The 23,994-nt window shown below is 40.4% G+C and carries 24 protein-coding genes; 19 read left to right on the top strand and 5 right to left on the bottom strand.

What is annotated here, in order from left to right; all coding sequences use genetic code 11:
* Positions 1-51: 51 nt before the first annotated feature.
* Both FPL27_RS08515 and FPL27_RS08510 read right to left on the bottom strand, forming a co-directional pair.
* On the bottom strand, positions 52-894 hold the full coding sequence (locus FPL27_RS08515) for a DUF4249 family protein (RefSeq protein WP_143960690.1): 843 nt from the start codon (positions 892-894) through the stop codon (positions 52-54).
* Positions 891-3,302 carry a TonB-dependent receptor gene (locus FPL27_RS08510; RefSeq protein WP_394348491.1) on the bottom strand — a complete coding sequence of 804 codons (2,412 nt, stop codon included), beginning with the start codon at positions 3,300-3,302 and terminating at the stop codon, positions 891-893. Before FPL27_RS08510 ends, FPL27_RS08515 begins: the two co-directional genes overlap by 4 nt.
* A 156-nt stretch (positions 3,303-3,458) precedes the next feature.
* On the opposite strand from FPL27_RS08510, the gene FPL27_RS08505 reads away from it, so the two are divergent.
* From FPL27_RS08505 to FPL27_RS08465, 9 genes are all read left to right on the top strand, one after another.
* Positions 3,459-4,424 carry a vWA domain-containing protein gene (locus FPL27_RS08505; protein ID WP_143960689.1) on the top strand — a complete coding sequence of 322 codons (966 nt, stop codon included), beginning with the start codon at positions 3,459-3,461 and terminating at the stop codon, positions 4,422-4,424.
* A gap of 3 nt (positions 4,425-4,427) precedes the next feature.
* Positions 4,428-5,087: a hypothetical protein gene (locus FPL27_RS08500; protein ID WP_143960688.1), complete on the top strand. Its 660-nt coding sequence runs from the start codon at positions 4,428-4,430 to the stop codon at positions 5,085-5,087.
* Positions 5,068-5,685, top strand: coding sequence for a hypothetical protein (locus tag FPL27_RS08495; protein WP_143960687.1), 618 nt, complete (start codon positions 5,068-5,070; stop codon positions 5,683-5,685). The genes FPL27_RS08500 and FPL27_RS08495 overlap by 20 nt, the downstream gene beginning before the upstream one ends.
* 35 nt (positions 5,686-5,720) lie before the next feature.
* The gene (locus tag FPL27_RS08490; protein WP_143960686.1) at positions 5,721-6,899 is read left to right on the top strand and encodes an acetyl-CoA C-acyltransferase; all 1,179 of its coding nucleotides are present in this window, start codon (positions 5,721-5,723) and stop codon (positions 6,897-6,899) included.
* A gap of 47 nt (positions 6,900-6,946) precedes the next feature.
* Positions 6,947-8,260: a toxin-antitoxin system YwqK family antitoxin gene (locus FPL27_RS08485; protein ID WP_143960685.1), complete on the top strand. Its 1,314-nt coding sequence runs from the start codon at positions 6,947-6,949 to the stop codon at positions 8,258-8,260.
* A 119-nt stretch (positions 8,261-8,379) separates the two neighbouring features.
* Positions 8,380-9,336 (top strand): phosphoribosylaminoimidazolesuccinocarboxamide synthase, encoded by a 957-nt coding sequence (locus FPL27_RS08480; RefSeq protein WP_143960684.1) that lies wholly within the window; start codon positions 8,380-8,382, stop codon positions 9,334-9,336.
* 13 nt (positions 9,337-9,349) lie between these two features.
* The gene (locus FPL27_RS08475) at positions 9,350-9,724 is read left to right on the top strand and encodes an STAS domain-containing protein (protein ID WP_143960683.1); all 375 of its coding nucleotides are present in this window, start codon (positions 9,350-9,352) and stop codon (positions 9,722-9,724) included.
* A 2-nt stretch (positions 9,725-9,726) separates the two neighbouring features.
* Entirely contained in the window at positions 9,727-10,659 is a 933-nt protein-coding gene (locus FPL27_RS08470) for a ribonuclease Z (RefSeq protein WP_143960682.1), read from the top strand.
* On the top strand, positions 10,644-11,453 hold the full coding sequence (locus tag FPL27_RS08465) for a queuosine precursor transporter (RefSeq protein ID WP_143960681.1): 810 nt from the start codon (positions 10,644-10,646) through the stop codon (positions 11,451-11,453). Before FPL27_RS08470 ends, FPL27_RS08465 begins: the two co-directional genes overlap by 16 nt.
* On the opposite strand, the gene FPL27_RS08460 is transcribed toward FPL27_RS08465, so the two are convergent.
* Complete coding sequence (locus tag FPL27_RS08460; RefSeq protein ID WP_143960680.1) at positions 11,454-12,206, bottom strand: TrmH family RNA methyltransferase; 753 nt, start codon at positions 12,204-12,206, stop codon at positions 11,454-11,456.
* Between FPL27_RS08460 and tamL the strand changes: the two genes are divergently transcribed.
* Genes tamL through FPL27_RS08445 form a run of 3 tightly spaced genes read left to right on the top strand, consistent with a single transcriptional unit; the run spans position 12,196 to position 16,158 of the window.
* The gene (tamL, locus tag FPL27_RS08455) at positions 12,196-14,640 is read left to right on the top strand and encodes a translocation and assembly module lipoprotein TamL (RefSeq protein ID WP_394348490.1); all 2,445 of its coding nucleotides are present in this window, start codon (positions 12,196-12,198) and stop codon (positions 14,638-14,640) included. The two genes, FPL27_RS08460 and tamL, sit on opposite strands and share 11 nt — an antisense overlap.
* Before the next feature lie 35 nt (positions 14,641-14,675).
* Positions 14,676-15,596 (top strand): oxygen-dependent coproporphyrinogen oxidase, encoded by a 921-nt coding sequence (gene hemF / locus FPL27_RS08450; RefSeq protein ID WP_143962114.1) that lies wholly within the window; start codon positions 14,676-14,678, stop codon positions 15,594-15,596.
* Positions 15,589-16,158: a phosphatase PAP2 family protein gene (locus tag FPL27_RS08445; RefSeq protein WP_143960679.1), complete on the top strand. Its 570-nt coding sequence runs from the start codon at positions 15,589-15,591 to the stop codon at positions 16,156-16,158. Before hemF ends, FPL27_RS08445 begins: the two co-directional genes overlap by 8 nt.
* Here FPL27_RS08445 and FPL27_RS08440 read toward each other — a convergent pair.
* A complete protein-coding gene (locus FPL27_RS08440; protein ID WP_143960678.1) occupies positions 16,155-16,748 on the bottom strand; it encodes a riboflavin synthase in 594 nt (197 codons plus the stop codon). The genes FPL27_RS08445 and FPL27_RS08440 overlap by 4 nt on opposite strands.
* Before the next feature lie 120 nt (positions 16,749-16,868).
* Here FPL27_RS08440 and FPL27_RS08435 point away from each other — a divergent pair, with 120 nt between their 5' ends.
* The 7 genes from FPL27_RS08435 to FPL27_RS08405 all read left to right on the top strand — a co-directional run bounded on the left by FPL27_RS08435 (position 16,869) and on the right by FPL27_RS08405 (position 21,275).
* Positions 16,869-17,534 (top strand): protein-L-isoaspartate(D-aspartate) O-methyltransferase, encoded by a 666-nt coding sequence (locus tag FPL27_RS08435; protein WP_143960677.1) that lies wholly within the window; start codon positions 16,869-16,871, stop codon positions 17,532-17,534.
* 73 nt (positions 17,535-17,607) lie between these two features.
* Entirely contained in the window at positions 17,608-18,156 is a 549-nt protein-coding gene (locus tag FPL27_RS08430) for an acyl-CoA thioesterase (RefSeq protein WP_143960676.1), read from the top strand.
* A gap of 131 nt (positions 18,157-18,287) precedes the next feature.
* Positions 18,288-18,848 carry a hypothetical protein gene (locus FPL27_RS08425; RefSeq protein ID WP_143960675.1) on the top strand — a complete coding sequence of 187 codons (561 nt, stop codon included), beginning with the start codon at positions 18,288-18,290 and terminating at the stop codon, positions 18,846-18,848.
* A gap of 1 nt (position 18,849) precedes the next feature.
* On the top strand, positions 18,850-19,176 hold the full coding sequence (locus tag FPL27_RS08420; protein ID WP_143960674.1) for a DUF3817 domain-containing protein: 327 nt from the start codon (positions 18,850-18,852) through the stop codon (positions 19,174-19,176).
* A gap of 11 nt (positions 19,177-19,187) precedes the next feature.
* The gene (locus FPL27_RS08415) at positions 19,188-20,210 is read left to right on the top strand and encodes a hypothetical protein (protein ID WP_143960673.1); all 1,023 of its coding nucleotides are present in this window, start codon (positions 19,188-19,190) and stop codon (positions 20,208-20,210) included.
* 152 nt (positions 20,211-20,362) lie between these two features.
* A complete protein-coding gene (locus FPL27_RS08410; RefSeq protein ID WP_143960672.1) occupies positions 20,363-20,770 on the top strand; it encodes an arsenate reductase family protein in 408 nt (135 codons plus the stop codon).
* Between the two features lie 10 nt (positions 20,771-20,780).
* Positions 20,781-21,275: a Dps family protein gene (locus FPL27_RS08405; RefSeq protein ID WP_143960671.1), complete on the top strand. Its 495-nt coding sequence runs from the start codon at positions 20,781-20,783 to the stop codon at positions 21,273-21,275.
* A 395-nt stretch (positions 21,276-21,670) separates the two neighbouring features.
* Here the strand turns inward: FPL27_RS08405 and FPL27_RS08400 are convergent, their stop codons facing one another.
* Positions 21,671-23,839: a cation:proton antiporter gene (locus FPL27_RS08400; RefSeq protein ID WP_143960670.1), complete on the bottom strand. Its 2,169-nt coding sequence runs from the start codon at positions 23,837-23,839 to the stop codon at positions 21,671-21,673.
* Positions 23,840-23,994 lie beyond the last annotated feature (155 nt).

The raw sequence follows: 23,994 nt of genomic DNA, 5'->3' as shown, positions 1-23,994 counted from the left end.
CTTACGAAATTTTATTTGACTCATTATTCCCAAACATTTGGCTCTCAGAAATCATTCCTCCGACCCTCCTATGGTGATTATGGAACTAAGTACAGAACTACTTTTAAAATATCCCAAAACCTCTCCCTCTTCATTGAGTTCTATTATATTCGTGGTGGGGTTTTGAGGAGGAGGACTGAATAAGCCTCCATCATTAAATAATAATCCAACCAATTCGTTCAAATAATCATACGCTTCCCGATTAAGTCTGAAAAGTTCTAATCTTATTCTATCGTTTTCCTTAAAAGCATATCCAGTCAATTCAAATCCTCTGTTTAAAATCTGGGTACCAAATGTGTCATCAAAAAGCAAATAATCATTTCGCCGGTTGAGTAGCGTATCATTTCTGACAATTCGAATACGATAATTGTTATCCCTATCAAATGGAATGTCCCCATATAATGTGAGATAATACCCTTCATCTCTAAACAAACGTTCTTCTCTGAAATTAACTGCGATGCTGTCCAAAGTGGGCGGTGGAAGTACTTTGCCCTTGGAATAGTAATGCCTTCCATTCAATAAGACATTCAATGAATATTCACGGTCAACTTGAGCTTTTTGATTGTTGACTGGCAAATAGGCCCCTATTTGAGGCACAAACCGAAAAGGAAAAACCTGGCCGGTCTCTTCATCTTGAATAAAAACATCGGCCTCGCTTTCTACCTGGTTTTCCTCAAGGTTATAATAATCTTTTGAATAAGAAATCGAAACCTGGTTTAAGCCAGGTGCATCCGTCCAAATAGCCTCAATCACGGGAATATCCGGCTGGCTTTCCAAATCTATAAACACCTCCTCCTGGCATGAATAAACCAAAAAGCTACTAAGCAGGACTATATATATTATTAACTTCTTCAAAACTCAAAATTATAGGTTAGGGACGGAAGGAAAGTAAATAAGTATGTTTTGACCACTCCGGGCCTGCGGGTAGTGACAGGATTATCCAATGATGGTTGAAAATTAATTGTCTCGTTAAGAATTTCAGCAAATTGATAAGAAAATGGGTTTTTCCTTCCATAAACATTATAAACACTGAAATTCCAACTCCCTCTCCATTTTCTTCCTTTATCGGGAGCTTTATAATTAAAGGAAACATCCATGCGGTGATAATCAGGAAACCTGTCTTCATTTCGCAACTCAGAATACAAAGGCAACCGCTGGTTGTCCACCTCATAAATCCCAATCGGGAAAGTAACTGCTTGACCAGTGGTATATACAAAAGTCAATGAGGCGGACCATTTAGGATTAAATTGCTGATTAAGTACTAGGTTCAGATCATGAGGTCGGTCGAAACGGGGATTAAATGGTTGCCCCATACTTATACCCTCAATCTGCCTGAAAGTTCTCGAATAAGTATAACCAATCCAGCCTGTTGTGGATCCCACATTTTTCCGGATAAGGAATTCAGCACCATAAGCCCAACCTCTTCCTGCAAGGATTTCGGTTTCTACATTATCGGTAAATAGCACATTCGCGCCTTGCTTTAGATCGATGATGTTTTGGAAGTCCTTATAATATGCTTCCACACTGAATTCCCACCGGTTGTTGCGTAGATTTTTAAAATAACCTACAGAATACTGGTCGGCACTAATAGGACTCATATACCTATCCGCTGGTACCCATCTATCTATAGGAAGTCCGGCTGAACTGTTTGAAGCGACTTGAAGATATTGATAATTCCTGTTGTAGGAGGCTTTCACCGAACTGGACTCATTCACAAGATAGCGAAGGGCGGCACGGGGTTCCCATCCGGAATAAACCTGCATAGTTTGGAAATTATCATAACTGATTATTCCTGTAATTTCCTCCGTTTGTGGATTGTCATTCTCATATTCATATTCTATACCTCGACCAATTTGCTGATAAATGCTTTTTCTTAACCCTACCTCTGCACTTAATCTGGGATTAATTTCCAACTGGGATGAAATAAACAAATTATATTGAATCGCATTCCTGGCAGTAGTTCCGATTCCTTCAAGACTACTGCCCTCATCAGGTTGGAAGTTCAGTGGAGCAAAATGATAATATTGGGTGTGCAAACCTGTATTAAATTGAAGATTCTCTTTTGGCGTATACACCAATTCTCCTCTCAATCCGCTTTCTGAGAATAAATTATCCCATGCAAACCCGCTGTCCTCATCTTCAAATGAAACCGCATAATTATAGGAACTATGATAAGCATTTACATCTAAAAACAGATTTTCACCCAAGGTGCGATTCCACACAGCACTATTAACCCAATTCGTCCAACCAAAACCAAACTGCTCCGAAAGCCCCAGAAAATCATTACCAAAATAAGAGCTAATCGTAATTTTATCTTTGTCGCTCGGCCTGTAGGTTATTTTCCCGCTGAGGTCGTAAAAATAAAGCGAATTGTTCCGAATGTTTGGATCATTTGAAAGCCCAAGAAAAATATCTGCATATGTCCTTCTTCCAGAAGCTACAAACGTAAGTTTATCGTTGATCGGCCCGTCAATTGTGAATCGCGAACTTATGGTCCCAATTCCACCTTCACCTTTGATCCTATTTGTGTTTCCCTCTTTCAGAGATACATCAACCAAAGAAGATAGCCTGCCCCCATACTGGGCTGGAATATTGCCTTTATAAAGCGACACATTATCTATCGCATCGGGATTAAAAACTGAGAAAAACCCGAAAAAATGAGAAGGATTATAAATGGGTGCTCCATCCAGCTGTACCAAATTTTGATCAGCAGATCCACCCCGAACAAATAAACCTGTGGTACCTTCACCGGCGGTCTGGATTCCAGGAAGCATTTGTAATGACCGCAGAATATCTACCTCGCCAAAGAGGGCCGGAATATTTTTGATGGTCGAAATAGGCACAACAGATTTTCCCATCTCCAAACTTCTCACGTTTTCATCAGGCCTTCTTTCACTTACGACCACCTCACTTAAAGCAAATTCCTCAGGACGAAGGTAGATTTTTATACTTTTGTCGTTGTCTTGGATCTGTCTTCTTATTTCTTGATAACCAATAAATGAAACCACCAATTCAGCCGGTAAAGTGATTTTTTGAAGTTGAAAACGCCCATATTCGTCGGACACCACCCCTCCCTGAGGTCGGCCTGCCCAATAGACATTTGCCCCGGGGAGGGGATCCCCGGATTCCACATCATAGACCACCCCTTCTATCACTGCACGGTCCTGTGCATATGAAATGGGGCTAACAAACGTAAAAATCAAACTAATCAGCCCAAAAAGCAGGTGTGTTTTCTTATTCCTAAATTCTATATAAATCTTCAACTTTTCCTATCCAAAGACAATGCTAAACCGATAACAACTCCCAAAACAATTAGTTTCCCCTCAAAAGAGCAAAAATTAACATAAATTATAACACAGTCGTAACGAATAATTAATCCTCTCCTATTTCGTTTTGATAAAAATACCTAATTTCAAGCCATGATTTGGGCATATCCTGATTTTAACACCATAAGTATTTTAGCGGTTTTTTTCACCCTACTATACGTAATTTATTTATATCGCTTTTATCGTATCAATACCAAACTTAAAGTCCAAAAAGGAACGCTTTTGGTGAAACTGTTGATACGGACAGCATATTTTATTCTTTTTCTGGTCGCCTTTACGGGTCCTTCCATCGGGGGCGCGCTTAAGGAAATTAAGGAAGAAGGAAAGGATATATTCATTGCAGTAGATTTGTCCAGATCCATGGATGCGCAGGACATCGCTCCCAGCAGGTTGGAAAGGATCAAAATGGAAATGAAGAAGCTTGTCAAAAACTTTGACTCGGACCGAATAGGCATCATCATTTTCTCCTCTGAGGCATTTATCCAATGCCCGTTGACATTTGACCAAAACATCATCCAGCTTCATATCGATGGACTTAACACAGGTTTGGTCCCAAATTATGGAACCGACTTAGCTGCTCCTTTAGAATTGGCTCTTACCAAGTTCAACCAGGATGCAAATCCAGGAAACACTTCCAAGTCTATCATATTAATTAGTGATGGGGAGGATTTTGGAGAAAACCTTGAAAACGCTATCAAAAATCTCAATGAATCTGGTGTGAGGGTGTTTAGCCTTGGAGTCGGTACTGCCGAAGGGAGCACAATTCCGCAAGGCAGCGGAGTAATAATGGACCGCCGCCAAGGACGTCCAGCAATTACCAAACTGGAGTCCACCACCCTCAAAACCGTCTCAACCCGTACTGATGGTCAATATTTTGAACTTAGCGATACGGCCATGGATATACCCTATCTTATATCAGCAATAGAAAGAATTGAGGGAACAGTGACAGGAACTAGAATGGTAGAGGCTTCGGCTAACAAATATTTCTTTTTTCTTTTGGCCGGACTGGGACTTGCACTTTTAGATATGATCTTGCCATTACGAACAATCTCAATGTAAGGAATGAATCAGTTTATAACTTTCATATTTGTCATTCTACTTATAATTCCAGCTACCTGGAAAGAAATTGCCTTACGCAACAAGGCCCTCAATAGAGCGGAGACTGCCTATAAAAAAACCGACTACGAATCCGCTGTCCGAGAACATTTGGCTCTCAAAAATGATTTTAACGTCAATTCACCCGAAGCAAATTTTAACCTAAACCTCAGCTATCAGTTAAATGGGCAGGAAGAGGAGGCTCAACGTGGATTTCAGGAACTAACTGAGAGCCCAAACAGGTTAATTGCATCCATGGCCTCCAATCAAAACGGCACTATTGCCGGAAGGGAGAAGGAATTCAAGGAGGCATTGCAGGCATTTCGGGCGGCCTTGGTCAGAAACCCAGAAAACGAAACTGCCAGACATAATTACGAAATGCTCGCCCGTTGGCTGGCTCAAAATGAAGACCCAGAAGAAAAGGATGACCAGCCGGAAGATGATCAGCTGAAGCCTTCCAATTACGCCAAACGTATGAAGGCGGAAGCGGATAAAATGGTGGACCAGTTTAACTTTGGTGAAGCCCAAAGCATCATGGAAAGAGCGCTGCAGATTGATGAAACGGTGGCGTATTATCAGGAGTTTATTCAATATTTAGATGAAGTGAATGAAATCAACAATCAATAAATTTCTATTAGTTTGTTTTCTAGCCTTTGGCCTGAGTCACTTGGTTCATGCACAATCCGCTATAGACTATTTCAATCGAGCAGCGAAACAATATGTCAACGCAGACAGGGAAAGTACTGGCCAGACCCTTGCTGAAGGGCTTTCAAGGTTTCCCGGAGACAGAAAAATGCAGGCATTATTGGAAAAGCTAAACCGTGAAGACGAGGAAGAGCAGGATCAGCAACAAGACCAGCAAGATCAACAAGATGGCCAAAACCAAGATCAGGAAAACCAGCAGGACTCCCAAGACCAAAAGCAAGGTGAAGGCGACGAGCAAACTGATGAGGACGCAGATGTAGAAAGTGAAAAGTCAGAAGACCGCCAGGGCGAAAAATCCCAACAGGAGCAACCTTCAGATGAGCTTTCTGATCAAGAAAGTGACTTGAGTGAACGTGACAAACAAATGCAGCAAATGCAGGAGAAGCTTCAGGACATGAACATCACTCCTCAACAGGCCGCTCAAATTTTGGACGCTATGAACAATACCGAAATGCGGCATATTCAGCAAAATCGTAGAAAACCCACGCAGCGTACTAACCGTGGGCTGCCAGAATGGTAAAATTAATTTTGTTAACTATAAATATATAAACCCAAATGAAAGAAGTATATATCATATCCGCGGTAAGAACTCCCCTTGGAAGTTTTGGAGGAAAGCTTAGCGCTTTGACTGCTGTTGAACTTGGCAGTATTGCAATCAAAGGTGCATTGGAAAAAGCAGGCCTCGATCCAAAAGAAGTTCAGGAAGTATTGATGGGTAATGTAATCTCGGCCAATTTGGGTCAGGCACCTGCACGGCAAGCAGCTCTTGGAGCTGGAATCGGCAATAACGTTCCATGTACAACTGTTAATAAGGTCTGTTCTTCAGGAATGAAGGCTGTAATGTTTGGCGCTCAAAGTATTATGACTGGCCAAAATGATGTAGTAGTTGCTGGTGGTATGGAAAGCATGTCAAATGTACCTTATTACATTCCTAAAGCTCGATTTGGCTATAAATACGGCAATGCCGAAATGGTAGATGGCTTGGTGAAAGATGGGCTTTTTGAAGTTTACAACAAGTTTCCAATGGGTAACTGCGCAGATAATACTGCTAAAGAAATGAACATCAGCCGTGAGGATCAGGATGAATACGCCATTCAGTCTTACAAGCGCAGTGCTGCATCTTGGGAAAACGGCTCCTTCAAGGATGAAGTAGTTCCTGTAGAGATCAAAGGCAGAAAAGGCGAAACTATTGTAATCGATGAAGATGAGGAATTCAAGAATGTGATGTTTGAAAAAATCCCATCTTTGCGTCCCGTATTCGATAAAGAAGGTACTGTTACCGCAGCAAACGCCTCTACTATGAATGATGGTGCATCTGCTATTATTCTTATGAGTAAGGAAAAAGCTGAAGAATTAGGACTTAAGCCAATCGCGAAAATCCGAGGATTTGCTGATGCTGCTCAAGATCCGTTGTGGTTTACCACCGCACCTGCTTTGGCAATTCCTAAGGCTATTAAAAATGCTGGCATTTCGGAAGCTGACGTTGATTTTTATGAAATCAATGAAGCATTTTCAGCGGTGGCAATTGCCAATAAAAAAGAGCTGAATTTGGACAATGACAAACTGAATGTATTTGGCGGAGCAGTCTCCTTGGGTCACCCGCTTGGAGCTTCTGGAGCTAGAATCATCGCAACTCTCAATAGTGTACTTCACCAAAAAGGCGGAAAAATTGGCGTTGCCGGAATTTGTAATGGTGGCGGTGGCGCTTCAGCCATTGTGATTGAAAAAATGTAATTTCATATTGGGCAGCGTCAGGCTGCCCAATTTCCCTTTCTTACCATATGAAACAGGCACCTTTATTTATAGGTTGTTTTTCGCTACTATCAATGCTGGTTTTTGAAACTAAAGCTCAAGAACCCGTCAGGACTTACTATGACCCAGGTCAAACTCAAGTAAGGGAGGTTTATCATAAAGTGAACAATCAACCAGAAGGCTCCTACACCTTATATTATGATGATGGATCTCTTGCTCAAAAAGGCACTTTTAAGGATGGTAAAAAGATAGGTTCTTTCGTGGATTTTCATCCCGGTACCGAGGACACCCTTCGTGTGATTAATTATCAAGATGGCCTTAAAGAAGGTGAATCACATACTTTTTACAAAAACGGGCAAATCTCCCAAACTACCACCTACCAATCCGACATTATTGAAGGAGAGGTGAAAACTTATTACGAAGACGGGGCGATACAATCCGTAGCCGAATTTTCAAGAAATTATCCTCATGGCAAATCTCGGACCTACCACCCTTCTGGTGAACTTCAGGAAGAAGCCATTTATGAATTAGGCCAGCTGGAAGGCAAGCTTATTTCTTACTATCACGATGGAACAGTTGAGGAAGAAGCTTTTTATAAAAATGGTGAGCTGGAAGGAGACTTAAAAACCTACTTTCCTTCGGGAAAAATTGCTTCCATCATTTCTCATCGCCAAGGTGTAAAGAATGGTGACTTTGTGACTTATTTTGAAAGTGGAAAAAAACAAAAGGAGGGCAATTATCGAAGGGGGCAACCTCATGGGCAGTTTAAGGAATTTCATGAAAACGGCAAGCTTTCCCGTAGCACCCGTTTTAAAAGGGGTCAAATTGATGGAGATATTGTCGCCTATTATCCTTCCGGCCAAAAAATGGCAGTGACTACCCATGACAAATACGGGGACCCTATGTTGGCAAAAATCTTTTACGAAGACGGCAAACTTCAAAAAGAAACACCATTTAGAGAAGGAAGAATTCATGGTAAAGAAATCACCTATTTCACGTCAGGTAACGTACAAGAGGAAACTTTCTATGTCAATGGTAGAAGAGAAGGCAAATACTTGAGGTACGATGAAGATGGCAATTTGATCTTAGAAAGGGGTTTCCGGAATGGTAAACAAACGGGTGAGGAGATTTCATATTTTCCTTCTGGGGAAAAAGAAAGCAGTACGACCTTCATAGGAAACTGGAAAGAAGGCCATTTCGAAAAATTTCACCAAAATGGAAGTATGGCCGTCAAAGGTGAGTTCAAGGCCAATCGAAGGCACGGTAAATGGCAGTACTTCGATCAGGAGGAGAACTTGGTAAAAGAGGAAGAATTTAATATGGGAGAAAAATCCGCAGATTAACCCTGTAATCCTTCTGCTTTTTATATTTTTGTTATTGCTTAAACATCCACATTCTCAATTGATGATTTTTGGGATTTTGGAAGTAACTAAGAAGTATTGTTTTAATTAACCCAAAAAGGATGAATTCCGCTATTAAAGAGACACATTTCAACTTTCCAGGCCAAAAGGATTTCTACCGTGGCAAGGTGCGAGATGTCTATATGTTTGAAGACTCTATAGCCGTGGTGGCTACAGACCGGATTTCCGCTTTTGATGTTGTTTTGCCAAAGCCTATCCCTTACAAAGGTCAAGTACTTAACCAAATTGCGGCTAAGTCTTTGGAAGCTACCAAGGACATTGTTCCGAATTGGGTGACTGCCCAAATTGACCCTAATGTTACTTTTGGCAAAAAATGCGAACCATTTAAAGTCGAAATGGTCATACGTGGTTATTTGGCCGGGCATGCCTGGAGAGAGTATCGAGATGGCAAAAGAGAAGTTTGTGGGGTTTATTTGCCAAACGGCCTAAAAGAAAACGACAGGCTTCCAGAACCTATCATTACTCCAACGACAAAAGCAGACCAGGGTCATGATGAAGATATATCCAGAGAAGATATTTTAGCTTTAAAAATAGTAAGCCAGCAAGACTATGAATTCTTAGAAAAGTACACGAGGGCCTTATTTGAAAGGGGTACTGAGCTGGCTGCAAAAAAAGGCCTGATTTTGGTAGACACCAAATATGAGTTTGGAAAATATAAGGGTGAAATATTTTTGATAGATGAAATTCACACCCCTGATTCTTCCAGGTATTTTTACTCCGATAGTTATGAGAAAAACCAGCAGGCTAACTTGCCTCAAAAACAGCTCTCAAAGGAATTTGTACGTCAATGGCTTATAGCCAATAATTTTCAAGGGAAGGAAGGTCAGGAAATACCATTTATGTCAGAGGATAAAGTGATTGAGATTTCTGATAGATATATAGAACTTTTTGAAAAGATAACCGGAGAAAAGTTTGTAAAAGCCCCGTCCGAAAACCTGACAGAAAGAATAGAAAAAGCAATTTTAAACCATACACAGCAGACCACCCAAGGTCTCTAATACCTATACTACTATGAAATATTCAGTTGATAAAAAAGAGCAATATGTAGTTTTCACTCCCCACGAGGAAAAACTTGACTCTGCTTTGAGTCCAGTTTTGAAATCAGAGTTGCTTACAGTGCATGCTGAAGGATACAGAAACATGATTTTGGATATGAGTGAAGTCAAATATGCGGACTCCAGCGGACTTAGTGCGCTTTTGGTAGGCAACAGAGCCTTCAATGAAGACGGTGGTATTTTCGTTATTAGCAATCCTCAAGAACATGTGATGAAGCTTATAAAGATATCCATGCTTGACAAAGTACTTAACTTGGCTGACAATCATGAAGAGGCAGCTGAGGCTATATTTATCCATGAAATCAAAAACACAACTGACGAGGAAGAATAGAATTGGATTTCCATGTCACCATTTTAGGGTCTAACTCAGCCGCTCCGGCCCACAACCGAAACCAGACCTCCCAATTAGTCACTATTGGGAGGGTTTCTGTTTTAGTGGATTGTGGAGAAGGCACCCAAATTCAATTCAGGAAGTTTGGAATAAAGACTTCTAAAATTGAGTACATTTTGATTTCCCATCTCCACGGTGATCATTATTTGGGCCTGATGGGAGTGTTATCCACTTTTCACCTCAATAAGAGAACTAAGCCACTTACCATATTTGGACCGAAAGGTCTGGATGAAATCATCACAATACAGTTAAAATACGGTAATATTAAACTTAATTACCCTCTTACCTTTGTACAAATTGATGGAGAAAAGAAAAAACTGATTGACCATAAAAGCTTTGAAGTTCAGAGTTTCCCAACGAAGCATCGGGTTCCCTGCAATGGGTTTTATTTCGAGGAGAAACCTAAACCTCGAAACCTGAGAAAGGAAATGTTGCAGCAACATAAATTAAGCTTGGAAGCAATAAATAACTTAAAGGCTGGCAAGAATGTCTTTGATGAAGATTCCGGTGAGTTAATCTACAGTTTGGATGATTTCACTTATCCACCTCCCCACACTCGGTCCTATGCTTATAGTGCAGACACGATTTTTGACCCGGAATTGATTCCCAATTTCGAAGGGGTAGATTTGCTCTACCATGAATCTACTTTCATGGAAAGCGAAAAGGAAAGGGCAAAGGAAACCTTTCACTCCACAGCATCACAGGCGGCTAGCATTGCCAAACAGGCCAATGTAAAAAAACTTCTCCTGGGCCATTATTCGGTCAGGTACAAGGAATTAAATGGCCTGCTAATGGAGGCTAAGGAAGTTTTCCCTAATACCGAGTTAAGTATTGAAGGCATAACCCACGTTTTAGAAGAATGGATGCCCTATTAGCTGAACAACGATTCCAGTCAAAAAAAACCAACCTTTTCATCATACTGGCAGGCATTTTCCTTACCAATGCTATCCTTGCCGAAATCATCGGAGTCAAAATCTTTTCCGGAGAAAAAACTGTAGGGCTCTCCCCTGCCAACTGGACCTTTTTTGAGGATTATGTATTGGACTTCAACCTTACCGCAGGAGCCATTATCTGGCCGGTTGTGTTTGTTACCACTGACATCATAAATGAATATTTTGGTAAAAAAGGTGTACGAAAAATCAGCTTTCTCACTGCATTCTTTATTGCATACATTTTCATAGTCATTACCGTGGTGACAGGTTTGCCTCCCGCACCTTTCTGGCTTACCGTCACTCCAATAGACGATGCCGGCAATCCCTTTAATATCAATTTCGCTTTCAACACCATATTTCGTCAGGGACTTGGCATCATTGCCGGTTCCCTGATCGCATTTTTGCTTGGCCAATTGATCGATGTATTTGTGTTCCAAAAACTGCGGGCAATCACCGGTCCCCGTAAAATCTGGCTAAGAGCCACAGGCTCTACAGTTATAAGCCAGTTCTTTGATTCCTTTGTGGTGCTGATAATAGCTTTTTATGTATTTGGCGATTGGACTTGGGCTCAGGTCATCTCAGTAGGCATTATGAATTACATCTACAAATTTGTTGTGGCCGTAATGTTGACCCCTATGCTTTATCTAGGGCACAGTGTAATTGACCGATACCTAGGCAAGGAGACTTCACAGAAGATGATGGATGAGGCTTCTTCCGACACCTCTTTTTTTAGCTGATCACTTCTTCCACTGAAATCTGCGAAAGTTATCGCAAATCACAGCTGTTGCAATCGCTACATTCAAAGATTCGGCTTGGCCAAACTGCGGGATTGTAAGCTTATGTGATATCAATTTCTCTATCTCGGGAGATATTCCCTTGGATTCATTTCCCATCACAATAACAGCATCGGCAGGAAGTTCGCTTTCATAAATATTATCCCCTTCTAAAAAAGCACCGAATATTGGTTTATTGCAATTTTCCAAAAACTTATGAAGTTCTGTGTAAAAATAATTCATCCTTGTAAATGACCCCATGCTAGAATTAAGCACTTTTGGATTATAAATGTCGGCGCACTGAGGACTGCAAATTATTTTATTCAAACCATACCAATCGGCAATTCTGATGATAGTTCCAAGATTTCCTGGGTCTCTCACGTCGTCCAAGGCTAGAATTAATTCAGGCTTTTCCAGTTTAAGAGGCTCATTTTCTTTGATTTTTGCAACGGCAAGAGCGGCATCATTGCTTTGAAAAGAACCCGCACTTTCTAATACCTTTTGGGTAACTTTATATTTTTCTGCGCCGCATCGTTTAATTAAGCTGATATTCTCTATTTCAAAGGTCTCAGTAAAAAGCAAATGAGTAATTTCATATTCGGAACGTAATAATTCCGTTACATTCTTGGCACCTTCTACGAAAAAAGAGTTTTCTTGCCTCCTGAATTTCTTCTGTTGCAAGGATTTAATAAACTTAACCGTATTTTTGCTGAGCATTTGGGATATCTATAGCGTGAATTACTTCAAATATATAAACTTTCTTCTGTTCCTAATCGTAACCACGGCCTGTAGTTTGACAAAAGGCCTGGAGAAGGGGCAGTATTTGGTTTATGATATCGAAGTGAAAGGTGTTAAAAATGCTGACGGTGAGGCAGTCCGAAACCTCATTGCCCAAAAACCCAATACCCGCGTTCCACTTATCAATTTTTCCCCTGGCATTTTCCTACATGATCTGGGAATGGTTACCTATGACAGTATCAAATTGGCTGAGCGAAAAAATGAATTTGAGGAAGAAAGGGACTTTCTGGAAGCCACTCTCCAAGAAAATCCCTCCCAAAGTAAACTTCGGCGACGATACATAAAAATCAATTCTCGTATTTCAAATTTGGAAAGAAAACTGGAATACGGTAACTGGTTTATGAGGACAGGGAGCCCTAGGGTAATTTATGATAGCATCAAGGCTTTTGAAACAGAAAAACAGATTAATTACTATCTAGTCAACAATGGCTTTTTTGATGCTGAAGTAACGTCATCAGTCCGCAAAGAAAAGCAAAAAGCCCATATCACTTATCAAGTAGATGAAAACGATGAGTATATAATTGACTCTGTTTTCACGAGGTCGGATGACCCACATATTTATCAATTGCTTCAAAACTCTAACAAAAACACCTTCATAGTTCCGGATCGCCGATATGTACAATCCAATATCAGCCGTGAAAGGCAGCGAGTCGAGGACTTGTTGAAAGAAAACGGGTATTATACCTTTTCTAAATCCTACATTGAATATAATGTTTACAAAGACACGCTTGAGAAACATGTCAAAGTCGAACAATTGATAAGAAAGCCTGTCTATGATGAGCAGCACCGTGTCTACAGGGTTGATTCGGTTACTTTCCGCATTTCTTCACCCAGCGAGATAATCCCCGACAAGCAAATTGAATCTAACTTTGATGACAAAAAATTCATTCTCTATAGAGAACGTTACGCGGAAAGGATAATAAATTCCAGGATATTCATCAACGAAGGAGATGTCTATAATCGCCGAGACGTTCTTGAAACCCAAAGACAACTGGCAAATCTAGATGTATTTAGGTTTGTCAACATAAGCTTTGATACTTTGGGAAATAAAATCCACACACGTATTTTTACTAGTCCCAGTCAAAAATATCAGGTGATAAATCAGTTAGGTGCAAGTGTTACAGAGCAGTTGCCGGGTCCATTTTTCAGCCACTCGCTAAGAAATAGGAACCTTTTTGGAGGATTGGAAATCTTTGAATTGAACTTCAGGGCTGGATTGGAAGGTGTGGCATCCGCAACTGCCGAAGGTGGTGTGTACCGAAGTAGGGAGCTCAACACCTCCGCATCGTTTATTTTCCCCCAGTTCCTATTCCCATTCAATACCTGGGCACTTAACCAATTTGGCCGGTACAACCCGCGAACAAGGGTTCTATTCGGTTACAACTACGTAAATCGCCCCGAATATGTGAGGGAAGCGCTAAACACAATTTTCGCCTACAATTGGGCAACAAGAGACTTGAGGCAACAATTTACTATGAACCTGCTTGATGCAAACTTCATTAGGTCCAACCTTAATCCAGATTTCGATGACCGATTGAGAGAGCTCCAGAATCAAGGAAACAATCTTATCAATTCTTTTTTGTCTTCCTATGTTAGTAGCGTATCGGGGCAGGCGATCATCAATTTCAATGAGTATGGGTTGTTTGGAAAAAGAAATGCATCGCTTTTGAGGGTTTTTGGAGAAAGCGGTGGTACTACCTACAACTTCCTTTCTCCTGAATTCTTTGATAACAGATCATTGGCCTACTTTCAATTTGTCAAAGTCCAACTTGACTGGAGACGTTATATTCCAATAAACAATCAGAGTACATTTGCCTATAGAGCTAATTTAGGTCTTGCTCGCCCTTATGGAATAAGTAACGGAGTACTACCATACGAAAAGTACTTCTTTGCTGGAGGTAGTACAAGTAACCGAGCTTGGCAGCCCCGACGTTTGGGTCCAGGCTCATTTACGCCACAATTGAGGGAGGATGGTACTTTTGATTACAGATTCGAGCAGCCTGGTGAGATAGTATTCGAAACCATGTTTGAATACCGTCGCAAGCTGTTTGGTTACTTTGATGGAGCATTTTTTATTGATGCAGGTAATATCTGGACTTTCCTCCCCGACCCAACTAGAGATGGTGCGCAGTTTCGAGCCACTGAGTTTTATAAGGAAATTGCAGTTGGCACCGGAGTTGGCTTAAGAATGGACTTTGATTTTCTCGTATTGCGTTTGGATATGGGGGTCAAAGCTGTAGATCCTGCCCAGCCTGAGGGTGAAAGATTTGTACTTGACAAAATCTCCCTTAATAGGCCCCTTGGTGAGAGCGGACAGGCAGTATTTAATATCGGGATAGGATATCCTTTCTGATTTTTTAATTTTGTGATGTGAAAAATAAAAACGACATGAGGATCAGCAAGGAGGAAATTTCCCGGGACTTTCAGTCCATTCAAGATTATATATGCAAAGAATTAGAACTGGGGGACCGAAAGGCTGTTTTCAAGGAGGACAAGTGGAGTAGACCTGAGGGTGGTGGCGGTAGAACCCGCATCATTCAGGATGGCAAAATCATCGAAAAAGGCGGGGTAGCCTTTTCTGCAGTAAGTGGTCCCACTCCAGCTAAGATTTTGGCCAAATTACAGTTGGACCAAGCGGATTTCTTCGCCACTGGAGTATCCATAGTTATCCATCCCAAAAACCCGATGATGCCCATCATTCACATGAATATCCGGTATTTTGAAATGTCTAATGGCGTATACTGGTTTGGGGGAGGGATTGACCTGACTCCGCACTATGTGGACTTGGAAGATGCCCAATACTTTCACCAATCCCTAAAGGACCTCTGTGACCAGTACAATTCTGAGTATTACCCCAAATTTAAAAAATGGGCGGATGATTACTTTTTCATCAAGCACAGAAATGAAACCAGAGGTATTGGAGGTATTTTCTTCGACAGGTTGAAAGCCGATGATGAGATGCCTTTTGAAAAGCTTTTCTCTTTTGTAAAGGAGGTCGGGTATCTTTTCCCAAAAATCTACCGTCACTTCATGGCTAAAAACGCTCAGCTTTCATTCACCGAAGAGAACCAAAAATGGCAAGCTTTGAGAAGAGGCCGTTACGTTGAGTTCAATCTCGTATGGGACGCTGGCACCAAGTTCGGACTTGACACTAACGGTCGTACGGAAAGTATCCTTATGAGCATGCCTCCCATGGCCAACTGGGAATATATGCACATTCCTCAAGAAGGAACTACCGAGGACTTTACCTTGAAACACCTGCAAAAAAACATAGATTGGGTCAACATTCTCGATTCCACCGGTGCTTGAAAAACTAATTGAATACGATGAAAAGCTGTTTTTGCAGCTAAATGCCCTTCGCGCAGATTGGCTGGATCCTGTGATGCTTGCCTTCACGGGTTCTGTAATTTGGATCCCACTTTACCTTTTCATTGTCTATTTTGTATTCAAAGATTACGGAAAGCAATCTTTTTGGTACTTAGTTGGAATTGGTTTGGCAATCCTTTTTGCAGACCAAGTCGCATCAGCCTTGATGAAGCCCTACTTCGGAAGATTACGTCCTTGCCACGATGAGCGCTGGATGGACGACATTAACAATTATGGAGGTTGTGGAGGAATGTTTGGCTTTGTTTCCTCCCATTCCTCCAATGCTTTTGCAGTGGCCACCTATTTCACTTTGGTGTTTTTGGGCAAAAGGCCGTGGGTGGCCTGGTTATTCTTGTGGGCAGCTATTTATGCTTTTACCAGAGTCTACCTTGGTGTACATTATCCAGGCGATATTTTAGTGGGGGCCTTAGTTGGTGTTATTGGCGCCATACTTTCCTGGCTGGTCGCTGTGTTCCTGAAAAACTATTTCACCAAAACTCCTTAACTCTCATATCCCCGAATAATCCGTTGGATATATTTACCTATCACATCAAATTCCAAATTCACCTTATCCCCAATTTTGAGTTGGTGGAAATTGGTGTATTCAAAAGTATAGGGAATAATAGCAACCGAAAACCTACCGTTTTTGGAGTTAAAGCAGGTCAAACTGGTACCATTGATAGTAATAGAACCTTTTTCCACCGTGACATTTCCAAAGGACGGATCAAATTTGAAGTCAAAAACCCAGCTGCCATCCTTCTCACTTATATTTTCCACCTCCCCTATCTGGTCCACATGTCCTTGAACGATGTGTCCATCAAATCGGCCATTGGCAGGCATGCACCTTTCTAGATTGATCTTTTGCCCCAAAGTCCATTCTCCAAGGCTAGTTTTCTGTAGGGTTTCCTCAATAGCCGTCACGGTGTACTGATCCCCTTCAGTTTTTACTACCGTTAGGCAGACTCCATTATGAGCGACGGATTGGTCTATTTTCAGTTCCTGTGTCAGGGGTGCGGCAAAGGTAAAATGCACATTGCTCCCCTCTTTTTCTATATTTTTAATCTCTCCTAAAGCTTCTATAATTCCTGTGAACATCTCTGCGAATTTTTAAATGCAAATACTCAGCGTCAAAATGATATCTTGCAACTGTAATTCAAATTAAGCCATTTAAAGCCGTAACTTTGCAAAAATACCATTTTTCAAAAAAAATAGTTAATGATTAGACTAGAGGATAGCTACCGCCACAAAGGCCAAAGAAGGGAATTAGTAAACTTGTTGAGGAAAAAAGGAATCTCGGATGATAATGTTCTGAACGTGATTAATGCTATTCCAAGGCATTTTTTCTTTGACAGTGCCTTGCACTCCCATGCCTATGAGGACAAGGCTTTCCCCATAGGCGAAGGTCAAACTATCAGTCAGCCATATACTGTTGCATTCCAAACGCAACTTTTGGAGGTAAAACAGGGCGACAAAATCCTAGAAATAGGCACAGGTTCTGGTTATCAAGCCGCCGTTCTTTTTCTTCTTGGAGCCGAGGTGCATTCCATAGAATATCAGCCAAAACTTTATGAGCGTACCAAGAAGTTTTTGCCCAGACTGGGTATCAACATCAATTTTTACCAAGGAGATGGATCCAAAGGACTTCCTCAAAATGCACCCTACGACAAAATCATCGTAACGGCCGGAGCCCCAGTGGTGCCACACTCCCTATTGGAACAGCTCAGCGTTAATGGATATTTGGTCATTCCGGTTGGGGACAGAAATACGCAAAAGATGCTTAAGCTGACCAAAGTTTCCGAAACCGAAATCTTGCAGGAGGAATATGATAATTTTGCCTTTGTACCGCTTTTGGGTGATGAGGGGTGGAAATCATCAAAATAAAATTCTGATTTTTCATAAGGATTATCAGGTTATAGAAATTTAATTTCTTAATTTTACATTAAATTAAGTTTTTATGGTAAAGCAGAAATTAGTAAGCGAATCAGAAGTGGTCATGACGGAATTGGTGTTGCCAAACGACACTAACCCGCTAAACAACCTAATGGGAGGCCGATTAATGCATTGGATGGACATCGTAGCCGCCATTGCCGCCCAAAAGCACTCCAACAGAATTGTGGTAACCGCTGCTGCAGATAGTATTTCCTTCCAGCATCCGATTGCCTTAGGCAATGTAGTTACTTTGAAAGCCCAAGTTACCCGTTCCTTCAATTCTTCTATGGAAGTTTTTATCGAGGTTTGGGCCGAAGATATTCCTGCAAACAAGAAGGTCAAAACTCACCGTGCATTTTTCACCTTCGTGGCTGTAGACCAAAATGGCAGACCTATCGAAGTGCCTTCTGTAAAACCTTCCAACCCTGAGGAAGAAGAATTATATGCAGGTGCGCTTCGTCGCCGACAGCTTAGACTGGTATTGGCCAAAAGAATGAGTCCAAATGATGCAGTCGAGCTTAAGTCAATCTTCAACTTTGATGACCCTGAAAAGGAAAGCAAGGGTAAAAAATAAAACAACGGGGGACCGAGGACGTGAGATCGAAGTATTGCCGTGTCCGGTCTCCCCTCTTCTGTCTTCTGTCTTTTAAATTTTTATCGGCTGCATTAATTGCTTTAAGCCCAATTTTTAGGCAAATTAGCCGTATGGATGAAATGAACCTGAGCAGCCTTAGCCTTTTCCTCACGGAGGAAATGGTCATCATTCCCGAGGAATTGCAAAAAATCTCCCTTTCCCAAAAATTCAAGAACAATGAAGCCCTAGTCCCTAACCAAGTTGAACTTGAGCAGGAGAATGGCAATGTAGATGATTTAAGAATCGAAGACATTTTAGCCCAAGTCCAGGGACAATTTCAAAAAGGTATAGTGGTCATTCACGAAGGCCATGAACTTGAAAGTAACCTTCAGGAATTTTTGTTGAAAATTCTTGGTGCCGTTAATTGTTCTTTGAAGGACATTGCCCTTATCGGTGCAGATGCGATTGAGAATATGCCTGAATCCTGCATAGATACCCTCAACCCTAGCAAAGTGATTGTTTTTGGATTAATACATCATCCTATCATGGAGCACAATAAAGGTAAATACTCCATCTCACAACCAAATTTTGAGATAATGTTTGCGGATGATTTAAAGGATATTTCTGAAAATGTTCCTCTTAAAAAGCAACTATGGGCCAGCCTACAGGCTTTGTTCCAAATCAAAAAATAATATGACTCCCAGCGAAAAACTGAAAGTTCTCACACGATTTAGATTTATAAGTATAGCGGAAGGTATTTCCTTTTTGGTACTGTTATTCATTGCTATGCCGCTCAAATACACCATGGATATGCCACTTGCTGTCACTTATGTAGGCTGGGCACATGGTGTTCTTTTTGTCCTGTACATTTACATAATTTTCCCAACAAGCAAAAAACTTCAGTGGTCCTATTCCAAAACCTTTTGGGGATTGATAGTCTCGGTGCTGCCATTTGGCCCGTTTTTGTTTGATAGAAAACTCAAGAAAGAGTATCATTACTTGGAAGAACAAAAAGCATAAGCAAACCCACTATGGCGCTTATAAGCAAAAAAAAAATCATTTACCCCATTAATGACCATTTAAGGAATTATTTGGATAAGTATGGGCGCCAGGTTGACATTTCGATTCACTACAAGGAATTACTGCGCTATACCAGCTCCATCGCTTTATATGACTACAAAGGTAATGACACCCTTTGGGAAACAGTTTTCTTTGATGAATCAGACCGCAATGAGATTTATTTCAACCTGAAGAAAATCTACTCTTTACTGAAAGCTGAGGGGGACATGGGGGTTATGGAGCACCTTTATGTGGACAGAGTGGATCTTTGCATCTATGGTAACACTCAACCCTTTAGAGTAAGGATCGTCAACAAAATAAACGACAACTTCGATTACTTTTATATTAAGAATGCCGATGCCAGTAGAGTTTACGGTTTGGAATTGGAGCATCTGCTTAGCCCAAACCGAATCAATTATTTGGTACACCGGGACACGTTGATTGAGGAACATATTGCGGGAATTCCTGGAGAAATGTTCATGAGACAATATATCAACGGCAGCCTGCTCAATCCTATTCGTCTGGCTAAAGAGTTTGTGAAATTTAATGAACGCTGCTTTGTGAGGCTTTTAGGCGACATGCATTCAAGCAATTTTGTGGTGGATATTACCCCTGATTTTGAGGAAATCCATTACCGTATTCGAGCCATTGATTTTGACCAGCAATCCTATGAGGGCAAAAAAAGCATCTATTTACCTCAGTATTTCAAGCAAAATAACCCCTTGATCCAGCTTGGCATCAAGCACATCACTCCGGAATCCATGGTACAATATCAGCGGGAGGAGCGGGCGCTGATTGCCAACCGACTTAAAACTGCCCCAAACGAGATTGAGGACATCCTAAAGGCCATGGAACAGGATAGTATTTCTACCCCAGAAAATATTAATTCGCTCAAGAAAGACCTAGCAAAGCATTACAAAAATGACGATTTTTTGAAGTGCAAAAACATGGGACAAATCCTGCGGTTAAACCTCCAGCAAGTCATTACCAAATAAGAAAATCCTTTCTAAACATTCCCCTCCATACCTTGTTAAAGTAACAGATACAAGGCAACCTTGGCATAATTTATGGACATTTTAGCCTAATCAAACCTGCCAATTGGTAGGAACAAAAAATATTTTCCACAAACTTTTAAAATACGGCCCATATGTTTGAAGTTGAAGGCAATGAGATAAAGTTTCTATATAATAGTAACAAATTGGGGGATAGAGAAACCTTAGCCTACGTGAAATCCCTGCACCAACACGTGATCAACGAGCTAGATATTTACCAAAATGAACTTTCCCCAACCCAAATTTCAGAGCTGGCCAACAAATTAGATGTAAGGATCATAGACCTGTTGGACCACAATTCGGAGTATTTCAGAGAGAATATTGAAGGTAATGATGTTGAAGAAAGTGATCTTCTCACAATTATTCAAAAAGAAAGAGAATGCCTTAAAACTCCCATCCTTATTTCAAAACATGTAAGTAAAGTGCTAGACAGCTCTGCTGAAACCATTTCCTTGGATATGGTATTCAAGGAGATTCCACCTAGTGATGAAACCAAAAACTAATAACATAACTATGAGTAATAAAGATAAGAGAGTATTCAAAAAACTTGGATACAAACAAAATGAAACTGACAAGATCGTAAAATCTCTTAACAAGCTATTGGCTAATTATCATGTGCATTACCAAAAGTTAAGAAACTTCCACTGGAATGTTACAGGAGGAGATTTCTTCGACCTTCATGAGAAGTTCGAGGAACTATATGATGAGGCTATGGAAAACATTGACTTGATTGCCGAAAGGATAAGGGTTTTTGGATATACACCTTATAGCCTAATCACTGACTATCTTGAGCACTCTGACATCAAAGAAGTAGGAACAGACCTATCATCAACTGCCATGGTTAATGAGGTGTTAAAGGACTTCGAGATCTTGGCAGAAAATATGAATGATTGTGCCGAGAGTGTAGGTGAGCTTGGTGATCTAGCGACAGAGGATATGTTGGTTGCTTTCATTAAGAGTATCGAACTTCACCACTGGATGCTAACATCCTTTCAGAAAGAGGAGTGATCATCAAGATGAAAATGTAAAAAGTAAACTCAAGGGGCCGATCAATTATCGGCCTCTTTTTTATACCACCCTATATCCCTTACAAAGTTATATATGCCCGTCAATTAACTTATTATTCATTATAATATCTAGTAGAATTAAACCAGTGTAAGACCAGTCTTAAACCAGTGTTCAACCAGTGTAGAAACAGTCTGAAATTGACTCAACATTGGTCAAATACACAATGAACAAATAAAAAACACTTAATCAATATTAGGACATATCCCAATAAATCCAAATTTTAATACTGTTTTAATAAAGCTTCTGTATAAAGAATACTCTAAACATATTGAAATAAAAATCAACATTTGATCTGTCCTCAATTCACAGGAAATAAACAAAACTACAAGATGGTTTTATTTCTTTTTAAAGAGCTTAGAAAGGGTTTTTCCTAAGTCATCAAATTTTTCCATATTGTTCAAAAGGGGGTTGAACAAAGTTGTGCCGGAATAGTCTGACATATTTTTTTGATCAAAACCAAACTGCATCGGGAATACTAATATGTAGTTGTTATTGTTGAAGTAATTGTTCAGATATTTTGGCATCTTGCCCATAATCTGATTGTAAGAAATGCCAGTTTTACGACTCATCACAATCATCAAGGCATCATTGGCTTTCATGTCCCTAGAGATGATCAAGAAGTCCTCCCAATCACTGAACTCTACAAAATCAGCCTCGATGGGATGGTTCTTATTTACCTGTTTGATAAATTCCAAAGTTGGAGATGATGCGTAAAACACCAATTTTGCACCTGTATTTCTACCAATATTCCAAACCCGCAGTAACCAAAACGGGAATCCCATTTCTTTCTCGGCATTTTCTGGTACCACTATGAGATGTCTTTGTATGGTATTAATAGGTTGAGCATTGCGATAAATAAGCGTAGTGGCATTACATTTACTTAGAATTCCCTCAGTCAAATTACCTAAGAATGAGTCTGAGATCCCTCCCTGCTTGTGTAAACCCAGAATTATATCTGAAACTTTGTTTTCCTTCACCACATTGGTAATACCGTTTACAATATTGGAATCATATCGAATGAGTTCCGTAAGAATATTATCGGTTGCTGCAGCCAATACACTGGCCTTTTCCAGCAATTTTTTAGCATTTTTCTCTAAATTCTCATCTGAGGAATCTGTAGGGATTATGTTGAGAGCCAAAAGATTATTTCTGGCAGATTGGGACTTTACAGTTACACCCAGGTTAATCAACTCCTCAATATTTTCGGGATAATTGATAGGAATAAGAATTTTCTCTTTGGCTTCTTCTTCCTCCTCTTCTTCATCCTTTTTGCCTTGATTTTCCTGGATGGCTATTTTTGTCGCTCCTCGTTGGGCGACGAAGGATGCTATGGTACATGTCACCAAAATCATCAAAATGGTACCATTAAGAATAGCTTCATTTAAAAGCCTAATTGGTGTACCATCCGGGGCCTCTCCTAGTATAATTTCATAGCCTATCAAAACTGCTGCAAGTGTCGCAGCGGCCTGGGCGTTGCTAAGTCCAAAAATAACATCCCTTTGAGCTGTGCTAAACTTAAAGGTTTTTTGAGTCAAAGTGGCCGCCAAATATTTGGATAGCGTCGCTACCACCGTCATAGTAACAGCTACGAATATTGTTTCTACATCATTAAAAAACACGCTGTAGTCAATCAACATCCCTACCCCAATCAAAAAGAAGGGGATGAAAAGAGCATTACCTACAAACTCTATCCGGTTCATTAACGGGGAGGTATGAGGTATGAGCCTATTCAAGGCCAATCCAGCTAAGAAAGCACCGATAATTGCTTCTATCCCTGCCGCTTCAGCCAAAAAGGCCCCCATAAAGACAAGACCCAAGACGAAGATATATTGACTTATATTGTCGTCATTTTTTTTGAAAAACCATCTCCCAACTAAAGGAAAACCAAGTGTTACAATAAGGGCAAAAACAATCACAGATATTACTAAGCGTATCCAAAATTCATTATTTAGTTCCCCTGTTGCCATTCCCGCAATCACCGCCAGCACCAAAAGTGCAAGTGTGTCAGTAATCATCGTACCACCCACGGTTATGTTAACCGCCTTGTTTTTCGTTATTCCCATTTTACTGATTATAGGGTAAGAAATCAAGGTATGAGAGGCAAACATACTCGCTAGCAGTACTGAGGTCATCATGTTGAAGTTGAGAATGTATAAACCACTCAGTGTGCCTAAACCCATCGGGATTAAAAATGTAAACAATCCAAATACAATACTTTTTGAACTGTTTTTCTTGAAATCGGCAAGATCAATCTCTAATCCAGCCAAAAACATGATATACAACAAACCTACTGTTCCAAAAAGAATCACACTACTATCTCGCTCAAGTAAATGAAACCCATGTGGACCAATGAAAGCGCCTGCAATAATTAAACCTATAAGCTGGGGAATTTTAAGCTTGTTGAGCAGAAGTGGGGCAAAAAGAATAATGAATAGAATAATTGAAAAAATAAGTACCGGATTACTTAACGGTAATGAAAAATTAAGGTCACTTAGTAAAATCATTCTCATTTTTCGATTAAATCACAGTTTGGTCGCAAAATAATTCTAAATAAGTTCTTCTGCTAATAATTAAATAAACTGTTTAGATAAGCCAATAAAACTAAAAGCTCCGAGAAATGATTCCCGGAGCTTTTAAAGCTATTTTATAACATTGAAAG

It is taken from the genome of Litoribacter populi (assembly GCF_007483685.1).
GTDB classification, from domain to species: domain Bacteria; phylum Bacteroidota; class Bacteroidia; order Cytophagales; family Cyclobacteriaceae; genus Litoribacter; species Litoribacter populi.
Note: the sequence above shows the minus strand (reverse complement) of the source record. Positions and strands in the feature narration are given on the sequence as shown.